Origin of the sequence: Syntrophotalea acetylenica (assembly GCF_001888165.1) — a bacterium.
In the GTDB taxonomy this organism is placed as follows: domain Bacteria; phylum Desulfobacterota; class Desulfuromonadia; order Desulfuromonadales; family Syntrophotaleaceae; genus Syntrophotalea; species Syntrophotalea acetylenica.
In genome coordinates this window covers 1,308,723-1,324,608 of record NZ_CP015455.1, presented here as the reverse complement: position 1 = coordinate 1,324,608, position 15,886 = coordinate 1,308,723, and the positions used below count along the sequence as shown (strand labels likewise).

At 58.9% G+C, this 15,886-nt stretch carries 16 protein-coding genes and 1 pseudogene; 2 read left to right on the top strand and 15 right to left on the bottom strand.

The window, feature by feature from the left end; all coding sequences use genetic code 11:
* The first annotated feature begins 100 nt into the window (after positions 1 to 100).
* Positions 101 to 1,393 carry an O-acetylhomoserine aminocarboxypropyltransferase/cysteine synthase family protein gene (locus A6070_RS06030; RefSeq protein ID WP_072287489.1) on the top strand — a complete coding sequence of 431 codons (1,293 nt, stop codon included), beginning with the start codon at positions 101 to 103 and terminating at the stop codon, positions 1,391 to 1,393.
* 202 nt (positions 1,394 to 1,595) lie between these two features.
* Positions 1,596 to 2,072 carry a tRNA (cytidine(34)-2'-O)-methyltransferase gene (locus tag A6070_RS06025; protein WP_072287488.1) on the top strand — a complete coding sequence of 159 codons (477 nt, stop codon included), beginning with the start codon at positions 1,596 to 1,598 and terminating at the stop codon, positions 2,070 to 2,072.
* Positions 2,073 to 2,874: 802 nt separating this feature from the next.
* Here A6070_RS06025 and A6070_RS06020 read toward each other — a convergent pair.
* The 15 genes and pseudogenes from A6070_RS06020 to A6070_RS05950 all read right to left on the bottom strand — a co-directional run bounded on the left by A6070_RS06020 (position 2,875) and on the right by A6070_RS05950 (position 15,845).
* Positions 2,875 to 4,185 (bottom strand): homoserine dehydrogenase, encoded by a 1,311-nt coding sequence (locus A6070_RS06020; RefSeq protein WP_072287487.1) that lies wholly within the window; start codon positions 4,183 to 4,185, stop codon positions 2,875 to 2,877.
* Positions 4,186 to 4,395: 210 nt separating this feature from the next.
* Entirely contained in the window at positions 4,396 to 4,866 is a 471-nt protein-coding gene (gene nusB / locus A6070_RS06015; protein ID WP_072287486.1) for a transcription antitermination factor NusB, read from the bottom strand.
* Between the two features lie 6 nt (positions 4,867 to 4,872).
* Positions 4,873 to 5,337, bottom strand: a complete 465-nt coding sequence (gene ribH, locus A6070_RS06010; protein ID WP_072287485.1) for a 6,7-dimethyl-8-ribityllumazine synthase — start codon at positions 5,335 to 5,337, stop codon at positions 4,873 to 4,875.
* Positions 5,338 to 5,403: 66 nt separating this feature from the next.
* Positions 5,404 to 6,609, bottom strand: coding sequence for a bifunctional 3,4-dihydroxy-2-butanone-4-phosphate synthase/GTP cyclohydrolase II (locus A6070_RS06005; protein ID WP_072287484.1), 1,206 nt, complete (start codon positions 6,607 to 6,609; stop codon positions 5,404 to 5,406).
* 295 nt (positions 6,610 to 6,904) lie between these two features.
* A complete protein-coding gene (locus A6070_RS06000; RefSeq protein WP_072287483.1) occupies positions 6,905 to 7,555 on the bottom strand; it encodes a riboflavin synthase in 651 nt (216 codons plus the stop codon).
* Entirely contained in the window at positions 7,540 to 8,631 is a 1,092-nt protein-coding gene (gene ribD, locus A6070_RS05995; RefSeq protein WP_072288162.1) for a bifunctional diaminohydroxyphosphoribosylaminopyrimidine deaminase/5-amino-6-(5-phosphoribosylamino)uracil reductase RibD, read from the bottom strand. Before ribD ends, A6070_RS06000 begins: the two co-directional genes overlap by 16 nt.
* A gap of 65 nt (positions 8,632 to 8,696) precedes the next feature.
* A complete protein-coding gene (gene nrdR, locus A6070_RS05990; protein WP_072287482.1) occupies positions 8,697 to 9,170 on the bottom strand; it encodes a transcriptional regulator NrdR in 474 nt (157 codons plus the stop codon).
* A complete protein-coding gene (locus A6070_RS05985) occupies positions 9,167 to 9,643 on the bottom strand; it encodes a deoxycytidylate deaminase (protein WP_072287481.1) in 477 nt (158 codons plus the stop codon). Before A6070_RS05985 ends, nrdR begins: the two co-directional genes overlap by 4 nt.
* Positions 9,643 to 10,893 (bottom strand): serine hydroxymethyltransferase, encoded by a 1,251-nt coding sequence (gene glyA, locus A6070_RS05980; RefSeq protein ID WP_072287480.1) that lies wholly within the window; start codon positions 10,891 to 10,893, stop codon positions 9,643 to 9,645. The genes A6070_RS05985 and glyA overlap by 1 nt, the downstream gene beginning before the upstream one ends.
* A gap of 108 nt (positions 10,894 to 11,001) precedes the next feature.
* Positions 11,002 to 11,457 carry a ribose 5-phosphate isomerase B gene (gene rpiB / locus A6070_RS05975; protein WP_072287479.1) on the bottom strand — a complete coding sequence of 152 codons (456 nt, stop codon included), beginning with the start codon at positions 11,455 to 11,457 and terminating at the stop codon, positions 11,002 to 11,004.
* Positions 11,458 to 11,466: 9 nt separating this feature from the next.
* The gene (fabF, locus tag A6070_RS05970) at positions 11,467 to 12,699 is read right to left on the bottom strand and encodes a beta-ketoacyl-ACP synthase II (RefSeq protein WP_072287478.1); all 1,233 of its coding nucleotides are present in this window, start codon (positions 12,697 to 12,699) and stop codon (positions 11,467 to 11,469) included.
* Positions 12,700 to 12,837: 138 nt separating this feature from the next.
* Positions 12,838 to 13,080, bottom strand: a complete 243-nt coding sequence (gene acpP / locus A6070_RS05965) for an acyl carrier protein (protein WP_428745885.1) — start codon at positions 13,078 to 13,080, stop codon at positions 12,838 to 12,840.
* Positions 13,081 to 13,148: 68 nt separating this feature from the next.
* Positions 13,149 to 13,885: pseudogene (gene fabG / locus A6070_RS05960) on the bottom strand (3-oxoacyl-[acyl-carrier-protein] reductase).
* 36 nt (positions 13,886 to 13,921) lie between these two features.
* On the bottom strand, positions 13,922 to 14,836 hold the full coding sequence (fabD, locus tag A6070_RS05955; RefSeq protein WP_072287475.1) for an ACP S-malonyltransferase: 915 nt from the start codon (positions 14,834 to 14,836) through the stop codon (positions 13,922 to 13,924).
* 28 nt (positions 14,837 to 14,864) lie between these two features.
* Positions 14,865 to 15,845: a beta-ketoacyl-ACP synthase III gene (locus A6070_RS05950; protein WP_072288161.1), complete on the bottom strand. Its 981-nt coding sequence runs from the start codon at positions 15,843 to 15,845 to the stop codon at positions 14,865 to 14,867.
* Between the last annotated feature and the right edge of the window lie 41 nt (positions 15,846 to 15,886).

Below are 15,886 nucleotides of genomic sequence, written 5' to 3'. Positions count from 1 at the left end.
GTCCGGCAACTGCCACGTAGCTGTTTTGACCCGTCCGCAGCCAGAAATCGCCACTTGCCGCCCGACGATTTGCCATGACCTTTACCGAAGGAGTTCCGTCATGTCCGAAAAAACCTGCCACCGTCTCGGAACCAAGGCGCTGCACGCGGGTCAGAGCCCCGATCCGACCACCGGCTCACGGGCCGTTCCCATCTACCAGACATCCTCCTACGCCTTCGATTCTTCGGAGCACGCAGCACGCCTGTTCGCCCTTGAAGAGCCAGGCAACATCTATACACGGATCATGAATCCGACCACCGACGTACTGGAAAAGCGTCTTGCCGAAATGGATGGCGGCTCCGGCGCGCTGGTGGTGGCTTCCGGAACTTCGGCCATTTTCATGACCATTCTCAACCTGGCCCGGTGCGGCGACAATATCGTTTCGGGAACCTACCTCTACGGCGGCACCTTCAACCTCTTCAAACACACCCTGCCACGCATGGGGATCAACGTCAAGTTCGTCGACACCTCCGACCCCGCCAAGGTCAAGGCCGCCATCGACGACAGAACCCGGGCCATCTACACGGAGACCATCGGCAACCCCAAAAACAACGTGGACGACTTCGAAGCGCTGGCCCGGGCTGCCCATGACCTGGGGGTTCCCTTTATCGTCGACAACACCGTCGCCACGCCCATGCTGTTTTGCCCGCTGGAACATGGCGCCGATATCGTCTGTTATTCCCTGACCAAATTCATCGGCGGCCACGGCACCAGTCTCGGCGGCGCGGTGGTCGACGGCGGCCGCTTCGACTGGAGCAACGGACGCTTTCCGGAATTCACCACGCCGGACCCCAGCTACCACGGCCTGATCTACCACCAGGCCCTCGGCGCCCGAGCCTTTATCGATAAAATGCGGGTCACTCTGCTGCGTGACCTGGGCGCCTGTATTTCACCTTTCAACAGCTTTCTTATTCTGCAGGGCCTGGAAACGCTGCATGTGCGCATGCCCCGCCATTGCCAGAATGCGCTGGAACTGGCGCGCTATCTGGAACGACACCCGCAGGTGGCATGGGTCAACTACCCGGGCCTCAAAAGCCATCCGAGTCATTCTCTGGCGTTGCGCTATCTCCCCGCTGGACAGGGAGCCATCCTCGGTTTCGGCATCAAAGGCGGCGTCGCAGCCGGCGCCCGGTTTATCGACAGCGTCAGACTGGCCAGTCACCTGGCCAATATCGGCGACGCCAAAACCCTGGTCATCCACCCGGCCAGCACCACTCATCAGCAACTGTCGCCGGAAGACCAGATAGCCTCCGGCGTAAGCCCCGATTTCATCCGCGTATCGGTCGGCATCGAGGACATTGAGGACATCAAGGCGGATTTCGATCAGGCCCTCAGAGCCAGTGTCGCGGGGTGAGGTTCGAGGGGAAAGGTTCGAGGCCCGAGGCCCGAGGCCCGAGGTTCGAGGTTCGAGGTTCGAGGTTCGAGGGCAAAGGTTCAAGGCCAAAGGTTCGAGGCCAAAGGCCAAAGGCCAAAGGCCAAAGGTTCGAGGCCCGAGGCACGAGGCACGAGGCTGGAGGCTGAACAATCACAATCCTGGGACAAATGATACGTGGCATATGACGGATTCTTCTTTTCATATTGTTCTTGTGGAACCGGAAATTCCGCCGAATACGGGCAATATAGCGCGTCTGTGCGGCGCTACGGAAACGGTACTGCACCTAGTGGGAAAACTCGGATTTTCCCTTGATGACAGATATCTGAAGCGGGCGGGACTCGACTACTGGGAGGTTATCGACATTCGCACCTGGGAAACGCTTGAAGAACTGGAAGAAGCTTTTCCGGAGGGCCGGTGGTGGTATACCTCGAAAAAAGCCGGCCGCTGCCATGTGGAGGCCGATTTCAAAGCGGGGGACTTGATCGTTTTTGGCAAGGAAACGGCAGGCTTGCCCGAAGAACTTCTGGCGCGGAATCCAGAGCGATGCATCCGCATTCCTATCTTCTCCTCCCGAGTGCGCAGCCTCAATCTGTCCACCGCCGCCGGCATTGTGTTGTACGAAGCATTGCGGCAGACCGGGAGGTTGGTTAGGGGGTGAGGGTCACGGTTCGCGGGACGCGGGACGCGGGACGCGAAAACCTTGCAGGTTACACCTTTGTGACGCCGCTGGAGCGGAGTCGCCAGACGGGGGAAATAGACACTGCGAGATTGATTTAAAACGGCGTAGCCGTTTTATTCCCCCTTGTGACGCCGCCGGAGTGCAGTGGCCGACGGGCGAAACAGGCGGAAATCTGAGCGTAAGCGAATCATTTCCGCCCGCCCGGCGGGTGCTGCACGGAGGGAACCCGCCGCAGGCGGGCCAGGAGCTGGGGTGCCCTTTTTCTGTTTACTCTTTTTGGGCAAGCAAAAAGAGTAAAGCGCCGGGCGGGGGCGCCACCCCGCGGTATTGAAGTTAAAGGTTTAGAACTGTAAGCTGCGAGCTGTAAGCTGCGAGCTCAGGTCAAAACCTTTTACTTCAACTTCGCCGGTCCCGGCCGGCAGCCGGCATACTTTCTTTACTCGTCTAAAGAAAGTATGGAAAGAAAGGACGTCGGGTCGGCTATCGCCATTATGATAGGCTCTGGCTCTTAGAGAACTGCCTGATGGCACTGTCGCTGCGAATCCAGAACGTTTCATCTGCGTAGGGCTTTTACGTAGCTTTGGCGCATCGCCAGTTTTTCAGTGGGGCTGTTGCAGAAACCGACGCTGCTAGGTTGGTTTGACGGCAAACCTGGTTTGCCGTCTTTTGCCCCTTGTGACGCCGGCGCGCTGTTGAAGTTCGAGGTTAAGAAAAACACCGACAAAAAAAGCGCCTGTACAGGCGCTTTTTTTGTCTTGAAACCGAATATTTCCCGATTCCCCTATTCCATCTCGCTTTCGATACGAATGAAATGGCTCGGCTCGCGAACCACATCGAGCTGATCGATTTCGGCCAGGGCGTCGTTGATCACCGCCTCGGTCGCCTCGTGCGTCATGATGACAATGGGCACGGCCTCCCGTTGCTTGCGCTCGGGCTGAATCATGGAGGCGATGCCGATGCCATAGCGGCCCAGGATCCCGGAAATTTTCGCCACTACGCCGGGTTTGTCGAGGGCGGTAAAACGCAGGTAATACTGGCTGACGATATCCCGCATGGGTTTGACCGGAAGTTTGACCATAGCCTCCGGCAGATAGCCCATGGCGGGCGTACGGCGCCCGCCGCCGGCAAGTTGATTGCGGGAAATGGCCATCACGTCGCCCATGACCGCACTGGCCGTCGCATCCATACCGGCACCCTGCCCGTAAAGCATCACCGGCCCGACAAAATCCCCGACCAGGCGCACGGCATTGAACACGCCGTCGACATCGGCGAGGGGATAATTGACAGGGATCATGGTCGGATGAACACGGGCCTCGACCTGGCCGTTTTCACGCTTGCCAATGGCCAGCAGCTTGATTTTATAACCGAATTCCTTGGCAAACTGGATATCCAGCGGCGTGATTTTACTGATCCCTTCGATGGATATATTTTCCAGGTCGATGCGGGTACCGAAACACAGCGAAACGAGAATGGCAAGCTTGTGCGCGGTGTCGACACCCTCGACATCAAAGGTCGGGTCGGCTTCGGCATAGCCCTTGGCCTGGGCATCCTTGAGCACACTGGCAAAATCGGCTCCCTCGTTGGTCATGCGGGTCAGGATGTAATTGCAGGTGCCGTTGAGGATACCGAAGATGCAGCGGAAATTATTGGCGCAGAGATTTTCCTTGATGGCCGAAAGAACCGGGATGCCGCCACCCACGGAGGCCTCAAACATGACATCGACACCTTTGGCCGCGGCGGCGGACAGGATCTCTTCGCCGTGTTTGGCCAGCAGGGCCTTATTCGCGGTCACGACATGCTTGCCCTGTTCGATGGCCTTGAGAACAAAGCTGCGGGCGGGCTCATAACCTCCGATAAGCTCGATGACAACGTCGATTTCAGGATCGGTCAGCACCTGCATGGCATCGGTGGTGAGAACGCCGGCATCGACCTTCACGCCGCGGTCGGTGGTGATATCGAGGTCGGCAACACGCTTAAGCGTCAGGCGCGCGCCAAGCCTCTGTTCCATCACTTCCGCATTGTTCTGAAACACCCTGATTACCCCGGCACCGATGGTACCGAAACCCAGAAGACCAACGTTGAATTCCTTCATAGCTTCTCCATATAAAATCTTCCGTCATAAAACATCCTGCAACGAAAAAACATCCAGCCATTCCGTCACAGGCCAGCACAATCCGCGCACCGCAAAACCGGTTTTGCCCAACCCTGTCCCCCACGGCATGCACGGCATCGCGAACAGACATGGAGACCGCGACATCCTCCGGAAACTCATCAACAGGCCGATCGAGCACCTGCAACCGGATCATGTCGCGGCGGGCGCCCTGCAGCTTCGCGAAATCCGATCCAGTATGCCGTTGACAAATGCCGGCGTTTCCTTGGTGCCGTAGCGCTTCCCGATTTCCACCGCTTCGTTGATCACGACACTGACAGGCACGTCCAGATGGTGCAGCAGCTCATAGGTCGCCATACGCAAAATGGCGAGATCCACCCGTGCCATGCGGTCCAGCGACCAGTTGGTGGCATATTCGCCGATCAACCCGTCGATGGTTTGCAGATGCCGGCACACCCCCCTGACCAGCTCTTCGGCAAATTCCCGCGTTGGTGGAGCGACATCCGGAGTCTCATCCTCCAGCGGGTCGCCCAGCACATCATCCCGAAACCGAAAGTGTCCCCAGAACGAGGCCAGCAACCTTTCAACCTCGGGTACGCCCTCGAAACTGTAGATCATCTTAATTGCCAGTTCGCGCCCCGAACGACGCACGCCGCTTGCCATATCGCCTCAAATCGTCCTGAACAGGTTGACCATTTCGATAGCCGTCATTGCGGCATCGCCACCTTTGTTGCCGGCTTTGCTGCCGGCCCGTTCGATCGCCTGCTCAATGCTGTCGGTGGTAATGACTCCGAAGGCGACAGGCAGGCCGGTCTCCAGGGAGACACTGGCCACGCCCTTGGAGACTTCAGCGCAGACATAATCGAAATGCGGCGTGGAACCCCGGATCACGGCACCCAGACAGACCAGCGCGTCATAGCGGCCCGTGGCTGCGGCTTTTTTGGCGGCCACCGGTATTTCAAAGGCGCCGGGAACCCGCACGATATCGATGTCGTCATCACTCGCGCCGTGGCGCACCAGGGTGTCCAGGGCGCCTTCGACCAGACGGTCGCAGATAAAACTGTTGAAGCGGCTGACGACAATGCCGAATTTGAAACCCGAGGCGTTGAGTTTTCCCTCGATGATGTTGGCCATAAAAATCTCCTGAGATGCGTGCATGCCCGCGCCCAGGGTCACAGGCACTCCGCGCGGACTGTACGGTTAAAGATTTTCCAGCAGGTGCCCCAGCTTCTCGCGTTTGGTAGTGAGATAGCGCAGATTGGTGCAGGTTGCCGGCATTTCAATGCTTACCCGCTCCACAACTTCCAGCCCGTAGCCTTCCAGGCCCACGATTTTCTTGGGGTTGTTGGTCATCAGGCGGATTTTGCGGACGCCCAGGTCATGCAGAATCTGGGCTCCGATGCCGTAATCGCGCAGGTCGGCCTGGAATCCCAGAGCTTCATTGGCCTCCACCGTGTCATGCCCCTGATCCTGCAGGGCATAGGCCTTCAGTTTATTATTGAGGCCGATACCCCGGCCTTCCTGGCGCATATAGACAATAACGCCGACCCCTTCCTTGGCGATCTGGCACATGGCGGCGTGCAGCTGATCGCCGCAGTCGCATCGCAGGGAACCAAACACGTCCCCGGTAAGGCATTCGGAGTGAACCCGCACCAATACCGGTTTCTCGGGGTCGATGGTCCCCTTCACAAGCGCCAGATGCTGCGCCTTGTCGACATCGTTTTCGTAACCGATGGCGGTAAAATCGCCACCGTAAGGCGTGGGAATCACCGTTTCGGCCTCCCGCCGCACCAGCATTTCCTTGTTCATGCGGTAGCGCACCAGATCCGCCACGGTGACAATGCGCAACCCGTGCCGCTTGGCGAATTCTTCCAGTTGCGGCATGCGCGCCATGGTACCATCGTCGTTCATGATCTCGCAGATGACACCGGCCGGTTTGAGTCCGGCGAGACGGGCCAGATCCACCGACCCTTCGGTCTGGCCGGCGCGCACCATGACCCCGCCCTTTTTGGCGCGAAGCGGAAACACATGCCCGGGACGCGCCAGGTCCTGCGCCTTGCTCTCGTCGGCAATGGCCACCTGGATGGTGGTTGCCCGATCCTTGGCGGAAATCCCGGTGGTTACGCCTTTGCGAGCCTCGATGGAAACGGTGAATGCGGTTCCGAAAGAGGAAGTATTCTGGCTGACCATGAGGGGCAGCTGCAGATAATCGGCGCGTTCCTCGGTCAGGGAAAGGCAGATCAGGCCGCGCCCTTCCCGGGCCATGAAATTGATGGCTTCCGGAGTGACCATCTCGGCGGCCATGGTCAGATCGCCTTCGTTTTCCCGATCCTCGTCGTCGACAAGAACCACCATGCGACCCTGGCGCATATCCTCCAAAGCGGCTTCGATATTGGCCATGCTCATTGTGCATCTCCTTTTTGGTCCGGTACGGCGTAAAAGGCGGGGGCTGCGTGGCGCGAAATATCAGCGCGATCCGACGAAAAACCGGCAGCGTCCCGCGATTTCTGTACCCCGTGGCCCAGCCGTCCCCGACGCCTCTTGCGAACCCTCTGCTTCCGATAATCGCGGACAATAACACCAATGCAGGTCTTTTCGCAAGAAAAGAAAGAATTTACCTATGGTTTGCGGGCATTTGCAGGGGGCCGACAGCGCAAGGGACTCCCGCGGCGCATCAGCCCCAGGCGGTGCTGGACACGAACTATAAAAACCCGTTTTTCGCAAGAAAGTCGAGGGTCAGGTCCGGCTTGCCCGGCAGCGCGCCGGCAGGACGCAGCAACCGCTCGACATACTTTCCCAGAATATCGGTTTCGATGTTCACGCGACTGCCCGCTTCGCACCATTGCAGAGTGGTGCGGGCCAGCGAATGGGGGATGACGGCAACGGCGAAACTGCTGTCCGTTACAGCGTTGACGGTAAGACTGATGCCGTCCACGGCAACCGACCCCTTTTCGACCAGGTAACGCATTTGAGATGGGGGCATTTCTATGGTGAAGCGTACCGCGTTCTGGTCCTGACGGCGCTCGGCAATGACACCGAGGGCATCGACATGGCCGCTGACAAGGTGACCGCCAAGCCGGTCTGAAAGACGCAGGGCGCGTTCGAGATTGACGCGGGCGCCGGTGTTCAATTGTCCGAGATTGGTGCGCCCCAGGCTTTCAGGGGAAACATCGGCGGTAAAAGACCCGTCGCCAAACGCGACCACCGTCAGGCAAACGCCGTTGACGGCGATACTCTCACCCATGACGATCTGTTCCATGGGGATGGCGGTGGCTACCGTGATGCGACCGCTGTCGCCGCTCCGGGCAAAACGTCGCAAGGTTCCGAGATCTTCGATCAAACCGGTGAACATGAGCTTTTCACCTCTCCCTCAATCAGAACATCATCCCCGAAGCGGCTGATCCTGACATCCTCCAGCACCGGGGCATCGCTCATCAACTCGACGCCAGGGCCGCCGAAAACGCTTTTGCCATCATCGCCTCCGACAATCCTGGGAGCAATAAACATCATGACCCTGTCCACCAGCCCGGCACGCCAGAAAGCGCCATTAAGTTCCGCACCTCCCTCCAGCAGGATACTTTGCATCCCCTGTTCGCCAAGCATCTTCAGCAGAGCACGAAGATCGACACGCCCATCGATGGACGGCAGAATCAGAACCTCGGCGCCCAGGGCACGCAAACGGGACGCCTTGCCAGCGGCAGCATGAACGGTGGTAGCGATCAGGGTTCGGGCCGGCGAGGCGAGGTGCAGGATGGCGGCATCTTCGGCAATGCGCAGGCGGGAGTCGACCACGATGCGGTCCGGGTCCCGGCCGCCATCGGAAAGCCTTGTGGTGAGACGGGGATCGTCCTTGTGCACCGTGCCGATACCGACCATGATGCCGTCAATGCGGTCACGCAGACGATGTACCTCCTGCCGGCTGGCGGCATTGCTGACCCACCGGGAATGCCCGGTGCAGGTAGCGGTTTTGCCGTCGAGGGTCATGGCGCTTTTAAGGATAACAAAGGGCAATCCGGTCACAACGTGTTTAGCGAAGGGAGCGATGATCCGGCGGCACGTTTTTTCGAGAACCCCGACCTGCACCGTAACGCCGGCGGCCTGCAGCTTGCGGATGCCATTCCCGGCCACCCGGGGATTGGGGTCCTGGGTGCCAATGAACACGCGCGCCACGCCGGCCTCGATGATGGCATCGGCACAGGGGCCGGTGCGGCCGTAGTGGCTGCAGGGTTCGAGAGTCACATAGAGGTCGGAGCCGCGGGCCAGGGGACCGGCCTGCCGCAAGGCGAAAATTTCGGCGTGCGGCTCCCCGGCACGGGGATGAAAGCCGCGGCCGACCACCACACCTTCCCGGACAATGACGGCGCCGACCGCCGGATTGGGGCGGGTGCGCCCTTCCCCCTGCCTGGCCAGGTCCAGGGCCTGGCCCATAAATTTTTCCGACACGTCTTGCACGTTTCAGATCCGCTTCCCGGCAAGGGGCTGCAAAAACATTTTCACGGCTCTCTGGAATTGCCGCCCTCGGCCAGAATATCCTTCAGCTCGGCCATGAACTCGTTGATATCCTTGAACTGACGGTACACCGAAGCGAACCGCACATAGGCCACCTGATCGAGGTCATGCAATGCATCCATGACGGCCTGGCCAATAACGCTGGATTCGATTTCCCGGTCGCCGGTTTCCTGCAGCTGGCGCTCGAGATTATCGACGATTTTTTCAATGGTGGCGATGGAAACCGGCCGTTTTTCGCAGGCCCGCTGAATGCCGGCGATAATCTTCTTCCGGTCGAAGGGCTGGCGCCGGCCGTCCTTCTTCACAATCAGCGGGAGCATATCCTCGACCCGTTCAAACGTCGTAAAACGTCTTTCACACTGGGTACATTCGCGGCGCCGCCGGATGCTGTTGCCTTCCTTGCCCAGGCGGGAATCGATGACCCGCGTATCGGCATAACCGCAAAAAGGGCACTTCATGGCGACGCAATCTCCCTGTCTTCGATCAGCTTCGCCAGACTGCACGCACGGATACCGGCCTCGGCAAGCATTTCGAGGGACAGGCGATCCGGATAGCCTTCCAGAAACACCACCTGCAGAATGCCGGCATTGATTATCATTTTCGAACAGATAACGCAGGGCGTATTGGTACAGAACAGCATGGATCCGCTGATGTTGGTGCCATGCTTGGCTGCCTGAATGATGGCGTTCTGCTCGGCATGCAGTCCCCGGCACAGTTCATGGCGCTGCCCCGAGGGGACATTGTGCAACTGGCGCAGGCACCCCACCTCGCTGCAATGTCGCAACCCGGAAGGCGTGCCATTGTAACCGGTGGCAAGGATGTTCTTGTCCTTGACCAGAACCGCCCCGACCTGGCGGCGCAGACACGTCGAGCGTCGCGCCACCAGGCGGGCGATTTCCATGAAATATTCTTCCCAGGAGGGTCGTTGCATTATTTCAGCAGATGCGCGTACAGCGGGAATTGCTTGCACATTTCGCGCACTTCACCTTTTATGACAGCCAGTTCAGCCTCGTTTTCCATATTGGCCAGGGCACGGACTACCCAATCGGCAACCTGTTCCATTTGCGCCTCTTTGAGTCCGCGGGTGGTAGTGGCGGGCGTACCCAACCGAATACCGCTGGTAACGAAGGGCGAACGGGTTTCAAAGGGCACGGAATTCTTGTTGACGGTGATCCCAGCTTTTTCCAGAGCTTTTTCCGCCATTTTACCGGTGGTTTCGGTACCGGTGAAATCGACCAGAATCAGATGATTGTCCGTGCCGCCGGACACCAGGTTCAACCCCCGCTTGACCAGAGCCTCGGCCAGCACCCTGGCGTTGCGCACCACCTGTTGGGAGTAGACCTTGAATTCGGGCGCAAGGGCTTCCTTGAAGGCTACGGCCTTGGCGGCAATGACATGCATCAGCGGCCCGCCCTGAATGCCGGGGAAGATATTGCTGTCAATGACCTTGGCATATTCCTCGCGGCACAGAATCATGCCACCCCGGGGACCCCGCAGGGTTTTATGGGTGGTGGTGGTGACGAATTCAGCATGGGGCACCGGGCTGGGGTGCTCGCCGGTAGCTACCAGACCGGCGATATGGGCCATGTCGACCATGATTTTGGCGCCAACCTTGTCCGCAATTTTGCGGAAGGCGGGGAAATCGATGGTGCGGGGATAAGCACTCGCGCCAACCACCAGCAGCGTCGGCCGGTGTTCCAGGGCCAAACGTTCCACTTCTTCATAATCGATGTGTCCGGTGTCCCTGCGCACGCCGTAGGAAACGATATTGAACAGCTTGCCGGAAAAATTGACCGGCGATCCGTGCGTAAGATGGCCGCCATGCGCCAGATTCATGCCAAGCACCGTATCACCGGGCTTGCAGGCCGCGAAGTAGACCGCCATGTTGGCCTGGGAACCGCTATGAGGCTGCACATTCGCATGCTCGGCGCCAAAAAGTTCCTTGGCGCGCTCGATGGCAAGCCTTTCAGCGATATCGACCATCTCGCAACCGCCGTAGTAACGTTTGGCGGGATAGCCTTCGGCGTATTTGTTGGTCATTACCGACCCCTGGGCCTGCATGACCTGTTCGGATACAAAGTTTTCCGAGGCGATGAATTCAAGATTGTATTCCTGTCGCTCGGTTTCAAGCCGAATGGCCTCGGCGATTTGGGGATCGTGCTGGGCGAGGGAATGAGACATTTTAGCGAGCCTCCTGCAATGCATTCTTCTGCTCTGTAAGCGTTGAATAAGGTGAAGGTGAAATGACAATGGGCAAGCCGCCGGCTTGCCCATCGGTATCGGGACCGCTCACAGCCGGCCGGCCCTGATATCATCCTCTATTTGTGCGATCTTGTCGAGCCGTTTCTGATGACGTCCGCCTTCGAACACCGCGTCCAGCCAAATCCCGACCATGGTTCGGGCTTTGTCGCCGGACAGCATGCGTCCTCCCAGCACCAGGATATTGGCGTTGTTGTGTTCCTTGGACATGCGCGCGGTAAACTCGTCCCAGATCAGGGCAGCGCGGACGCCAGGGAACTTGTTGGCCACCATGGACATGCCGATGCCGGTTCCGCAGATCAGAATGCCCTTCTCGGCTTCGCCGGCGGAGACCGCCCTGCCGACGCGCTCGCCGAAATCGGGGTAGTCCACGGAATCGCCATTATCGGTACCGAGATCCCTTACGTCGATGCCGCGCTCTTTAAGATAGGTCTTGATGCACTCCTTGAGTTCAAGACCGCCATGATCGCTGGCGATAAGAAACATCTGCCTACCTCAAACCTTTCTGAACAGCAGGCTGGCATTGGTGCCGCCGAACCCGAAGGAATTGGACAGCACACTGTTTACCCTGGCCTGCCGGGCCTCGTTGGGCACATAGTCGAGCTCACATTCAGGATCCGGCTCATGGTAGTTGATGGTGGGGGGAATCTCCCCGCGATCAATGGCCAGAACCGAGTAAACCGCTTCCAGGCCGCCTGCCGCGCCAAGTGCGTGACCGGTCATGCTCTTGGTGGAACTGACCATCAGCTTCTTCGCGTGTTCCTTGAACACGGTCTTGATGGCCATGGTTTCATACAAGTCGTTGAAGGGGGTCGAGGTACCGTGCGCATTGATATAGGTAACTTCTTCCGGTTGCATGCCGGCATTTTTCAGCGCCATGGCCATGCAGCGCGCGGCGCCTTCGCCACCCGGGGCCGGCGCGGTCAGGTGATGGGCATCGGCCGTCAGACCGTAACCGACCAGCTCGGCATAGATGCGAGCACCGCGGGCGCGGGCGGATTCGTATTCCTCAAGAATCACAATGCCGGCACCTTCAGCCATGATAAAGCCGTCACGCCCTTTTTCGAAAGGACGACTGGCGGCCTGGGGGTCGTCGTTGCGGGTCGAAAGAGCACGCATCACACAAAACCCTCCGACCGCAAGGGGCGTGATGGTCGATTCCGCCCCGCCGGCGATCATGACATCGGCATCACCGCGTCGCACGATATGATAGGCGTCGCCGATGGAATGGGTTCCGGTTGCACAAGCGGAAACCGATGAAACATTGGGACCCTTGGCTCCAAACCGCATGGAAATCTGACCGGGAGCCAGATTGGTGATCAACATCGGAATGAAGAAGGGTGAAATTTTCTTGTAACCACCCTCAAGATACGCGGAGTGGTATTTCTCGATGGTCGGCAGCCCGCCGAGACCGGCTCCGACCAGTACCCCGACACGTTCCGCGTTCTCGTCGTCGATGACAAGCCGGGAGTCTTTGACAGCTTCCTCGGCAGCGGCCAGGGCATACTGAATGAAGAGATCCATTTTGCGAATCTCTTTCTTTTCTATGAAGGCCTCGGCATCGAAATCCTTGACCTCGCCGGCGATCTGGCTGGGAAGGCCTGAGCAGTCGAATCGCGTAATCCGATCAATACCCGATTTGCCGGCCAGCAGGCTCTGCCAGTTTTTTTCCGCGCCGATCCCGAGCGCCGATACAGTACCGATACCGGTTACCACAACTCTTCGCATGATGAACTATGCCTCCGTATTGGGCTTGTCTGTGCCGCCTGCGGATAACCCTGCCAACAGCCGATCACTTTCGTTCAACCAAAATGGGGGAGGAAGCGCCGCGCTTGCCGCCTCCTCCCCTCGATACCAGAACTTGAATCAGGAATTGGCTACGATATAATCGACGGCGTCCTGAACGGTCTGAATTTTTTCAGCATCTTCGTCGGAAATTTCGATATCGAATTCCTCTTCGAGCGCCATAACCAATTCAACGGTGTCAAGGGAATCGGCGCCAAGATCGTCCATGAAAGAAGCGTCGCTGGTCACCTGCGCTTCGTCAACACCCAACTGCTCGGCAATAATCTGTTGTACTTTCTCCTCGATAGAAGCCATCTGCTTCACCTCCTTGTTGTTGTTCGGACCGATTGTTGATCGGACTGAAGACTATGCGGGAACAATAGTTGATACGCTTACATGTACATGCCACCGTTGACCCCGAGAACCTGACCGGTAATATAACCGGCCTGGTCCGATGCCAGGAACATAACGGCAGCCACGATATCCTCGGCTTCCCCGAAGCGCCCCACGGGAATCTGGCCAAGCAGATTTTCCTTGATTTTATCGGACAGCACCTCGGTCATGTCGGTGACGATGAAGCCGGGTGTCACGGCATTCACCGTGACATTGCGTTTGGCCAGTTCACGGGCGACGGATTTGGTCAGCCCGATGAGTCCGGCCTTGCTGGCACAATAGTTGGCCTGTCCGGCGTTCCCCATCTCGCCAACAACCGACGAGATGTTGACGATGCGACCGGAGCGCTGCTTGCCCATGATTCTGGCAGCGGCGCGGGTACACAGAAATGGGCCTTTGAGATTGGTATCGAGCACCGCATCCCAGTCCTCATCCTTCATGCGCACCAGCAGCGTGTCGCGGGTGATCCCGGCGTTGTTGACCAGGATATCCACCCGGCCGAAATTCTCCAGTGCGGTTTCGAACAAGCGCTCCACATCGGCTGAGCTGGCGATGTCGGAGGGAACACTGAGCGCCTGCCCCCCGCGGCCTGAATTTCCAGCACAAGGCTCTGCAGGGCATCGGCACTGCGCGCGGTGACGACCACCTTGACCCCGCTGGCGGCCATTGCCACGGCAATGGCACGCCCGATACCTCGCGATGCCCCGGTAACGATGGCGACTTTATCCTTGGACATGACAGCACTCCCCATTTCCGGTCGGCACGACCCGAATCAGAAGGTTTTCAGATCATCGACGGAACCGAGATTCTGAATGTCGGCCCCCTTGGCTATGCGTTTGATAAGGCCCGCAAGAACCTTGCCCGGGCCGATTTCCACGAATTGCTCCACGCCGGAGGCAACCAGATTCAAGACGGATTCTTCCCAGCGCACGGGGCTGTAGACCTGTCTTACAAGCAGATCGCGAACCGCGCCGGCATCGGTGCTGGGGACAGCCTCGACATTGCTGACAAGCGGGCAGCAAAGAGATGAGACCGGCACGTCGGCCAGCACCTCGGCGAGCTTTCGCGAGGCCGGCTCCATAAGCATGCAATGGAACGGTGCGCTGACCGGCAACGGCAGGGCGCGCTTGGCGCCACGCTCCTTGGCATGAGCCATGGCACGTTCCACGGCAGCAACATGACCGGCGATAACAATCTGCCCGGGGCTATTGTAGTTGGCCGGAGCCACAACCTCCTGGCCAGCCACCTCACGACAGATCCCGTCGACATCCGCGGCATCCAGACCGATAATGGCCGCCATGGCACCGACTCCGACCGGCACCGCATCCTGCATGAAGGCACCCCGCAGCCGTACCGTGCGCACGGCATCGGCGAAGCTCAAAGCTCCGGCACAGACCAGCGCGGCGTACTCGCCAAGGGAATGCCCGGCCACGTAGTCAGGAGAGAGCCCCGTTTCTTCGCGCAATACGCGCAGTGCGGCAATGCTGGTGGTTACAATGGCAGGCTGGGTATTGGCAGTCAGTTTCAGATCCGCTTCCGGTCCTTCGAAACATAACTTGGCAAGATTCATGCCCAGAGCTTCATTGGCCTCTTCGAAGGTCAGACGGGCCTGGGAGAAAGTCTCTGCCAGGTCCTTGCCCATACCGGCAAACTGCGATCCCTGCCCGGGAAACACAAAAGCTTTCATGCTCGTTCGATCTCCTTTGCGCCGGTAGTCACCAGCGGATCAAAGCTGCACCCCAGGTGAAACCGCCACCGAAGGCATTGAGCAACAAGGTGTCGCCCTGCTTAATCCGACCGCTCCGATGCGCTTCGTCCAGTGCGATGGGGATGGATGCCGCCGAGGTGTTTCCCACCCTGTCCACATTGACCATCACCCGCTCCAGGGGAATGCCGAGACGCTTGGCCGTGGCTTCGAGGATGCGCCGATTGGCCTGATGAGGAATAAGCATATCCACGTCGTCCGCATGCAGCCCATTGGCATCCAGTGCCTCCTCGCCAGCTTCGCAGAGGGATCGCACGGCCACCTTGAACACCTCGTTGCCCTGCATCTGCACAAAGGGATTGCCCTGTTCCGCCGAGGCCGGTGCCGCCGGATTGCGAGAGCCCTGCCCCATCTGATACAGTAAAGGCCAGAAGCTGCCGTCGGCATGCAGATGACAGCTCAGCAACCCGTGATCGCCCTCTCCCGCCACAAGCACCGCGGCCCCTGCGCCGTCTCCAAACAGGATGCAGGTACCGCGATCCTGCCAGTCGACAATGCGGCTGAACACTTCAGCGCCGATCAGCAAAACCTTTTTGGCGCTTCCGGCCTTGATATAACTGTCGGCGATGGACATGCCATACAGAAATCCGCTGCAGGCTGCCGAAATATCGAAGGCGAACGCGCGACCGGCCTGCAGATTGTGCTGAACGACGCAAGCGGTGGCCGGCCAGCTGAAATCTCCGGTTACGGTGGCAACGATGATCAGATCGATCTCGTCGGCGGCCACGCCGGCCATGGCCAGGGCCCGCCTGCCCGCCTCGGTAGCCAGGTCCGAAGTAAATTCACCGGGAGCGGCAATATGACGCTCACGGATCCCGGTCCGCGCGGTAATCCACTCGTCAGAAGTTTCAACCATCCGCTCCAGATCGGCGTTGGTCAGGATTTTTTCCGGCAGATACGATCCGGTGCCGGCAATGCGTGTCCTTCTGATCATTCCGTACAACTCCAGGCGCAATCCTTCAAGGACGGAAA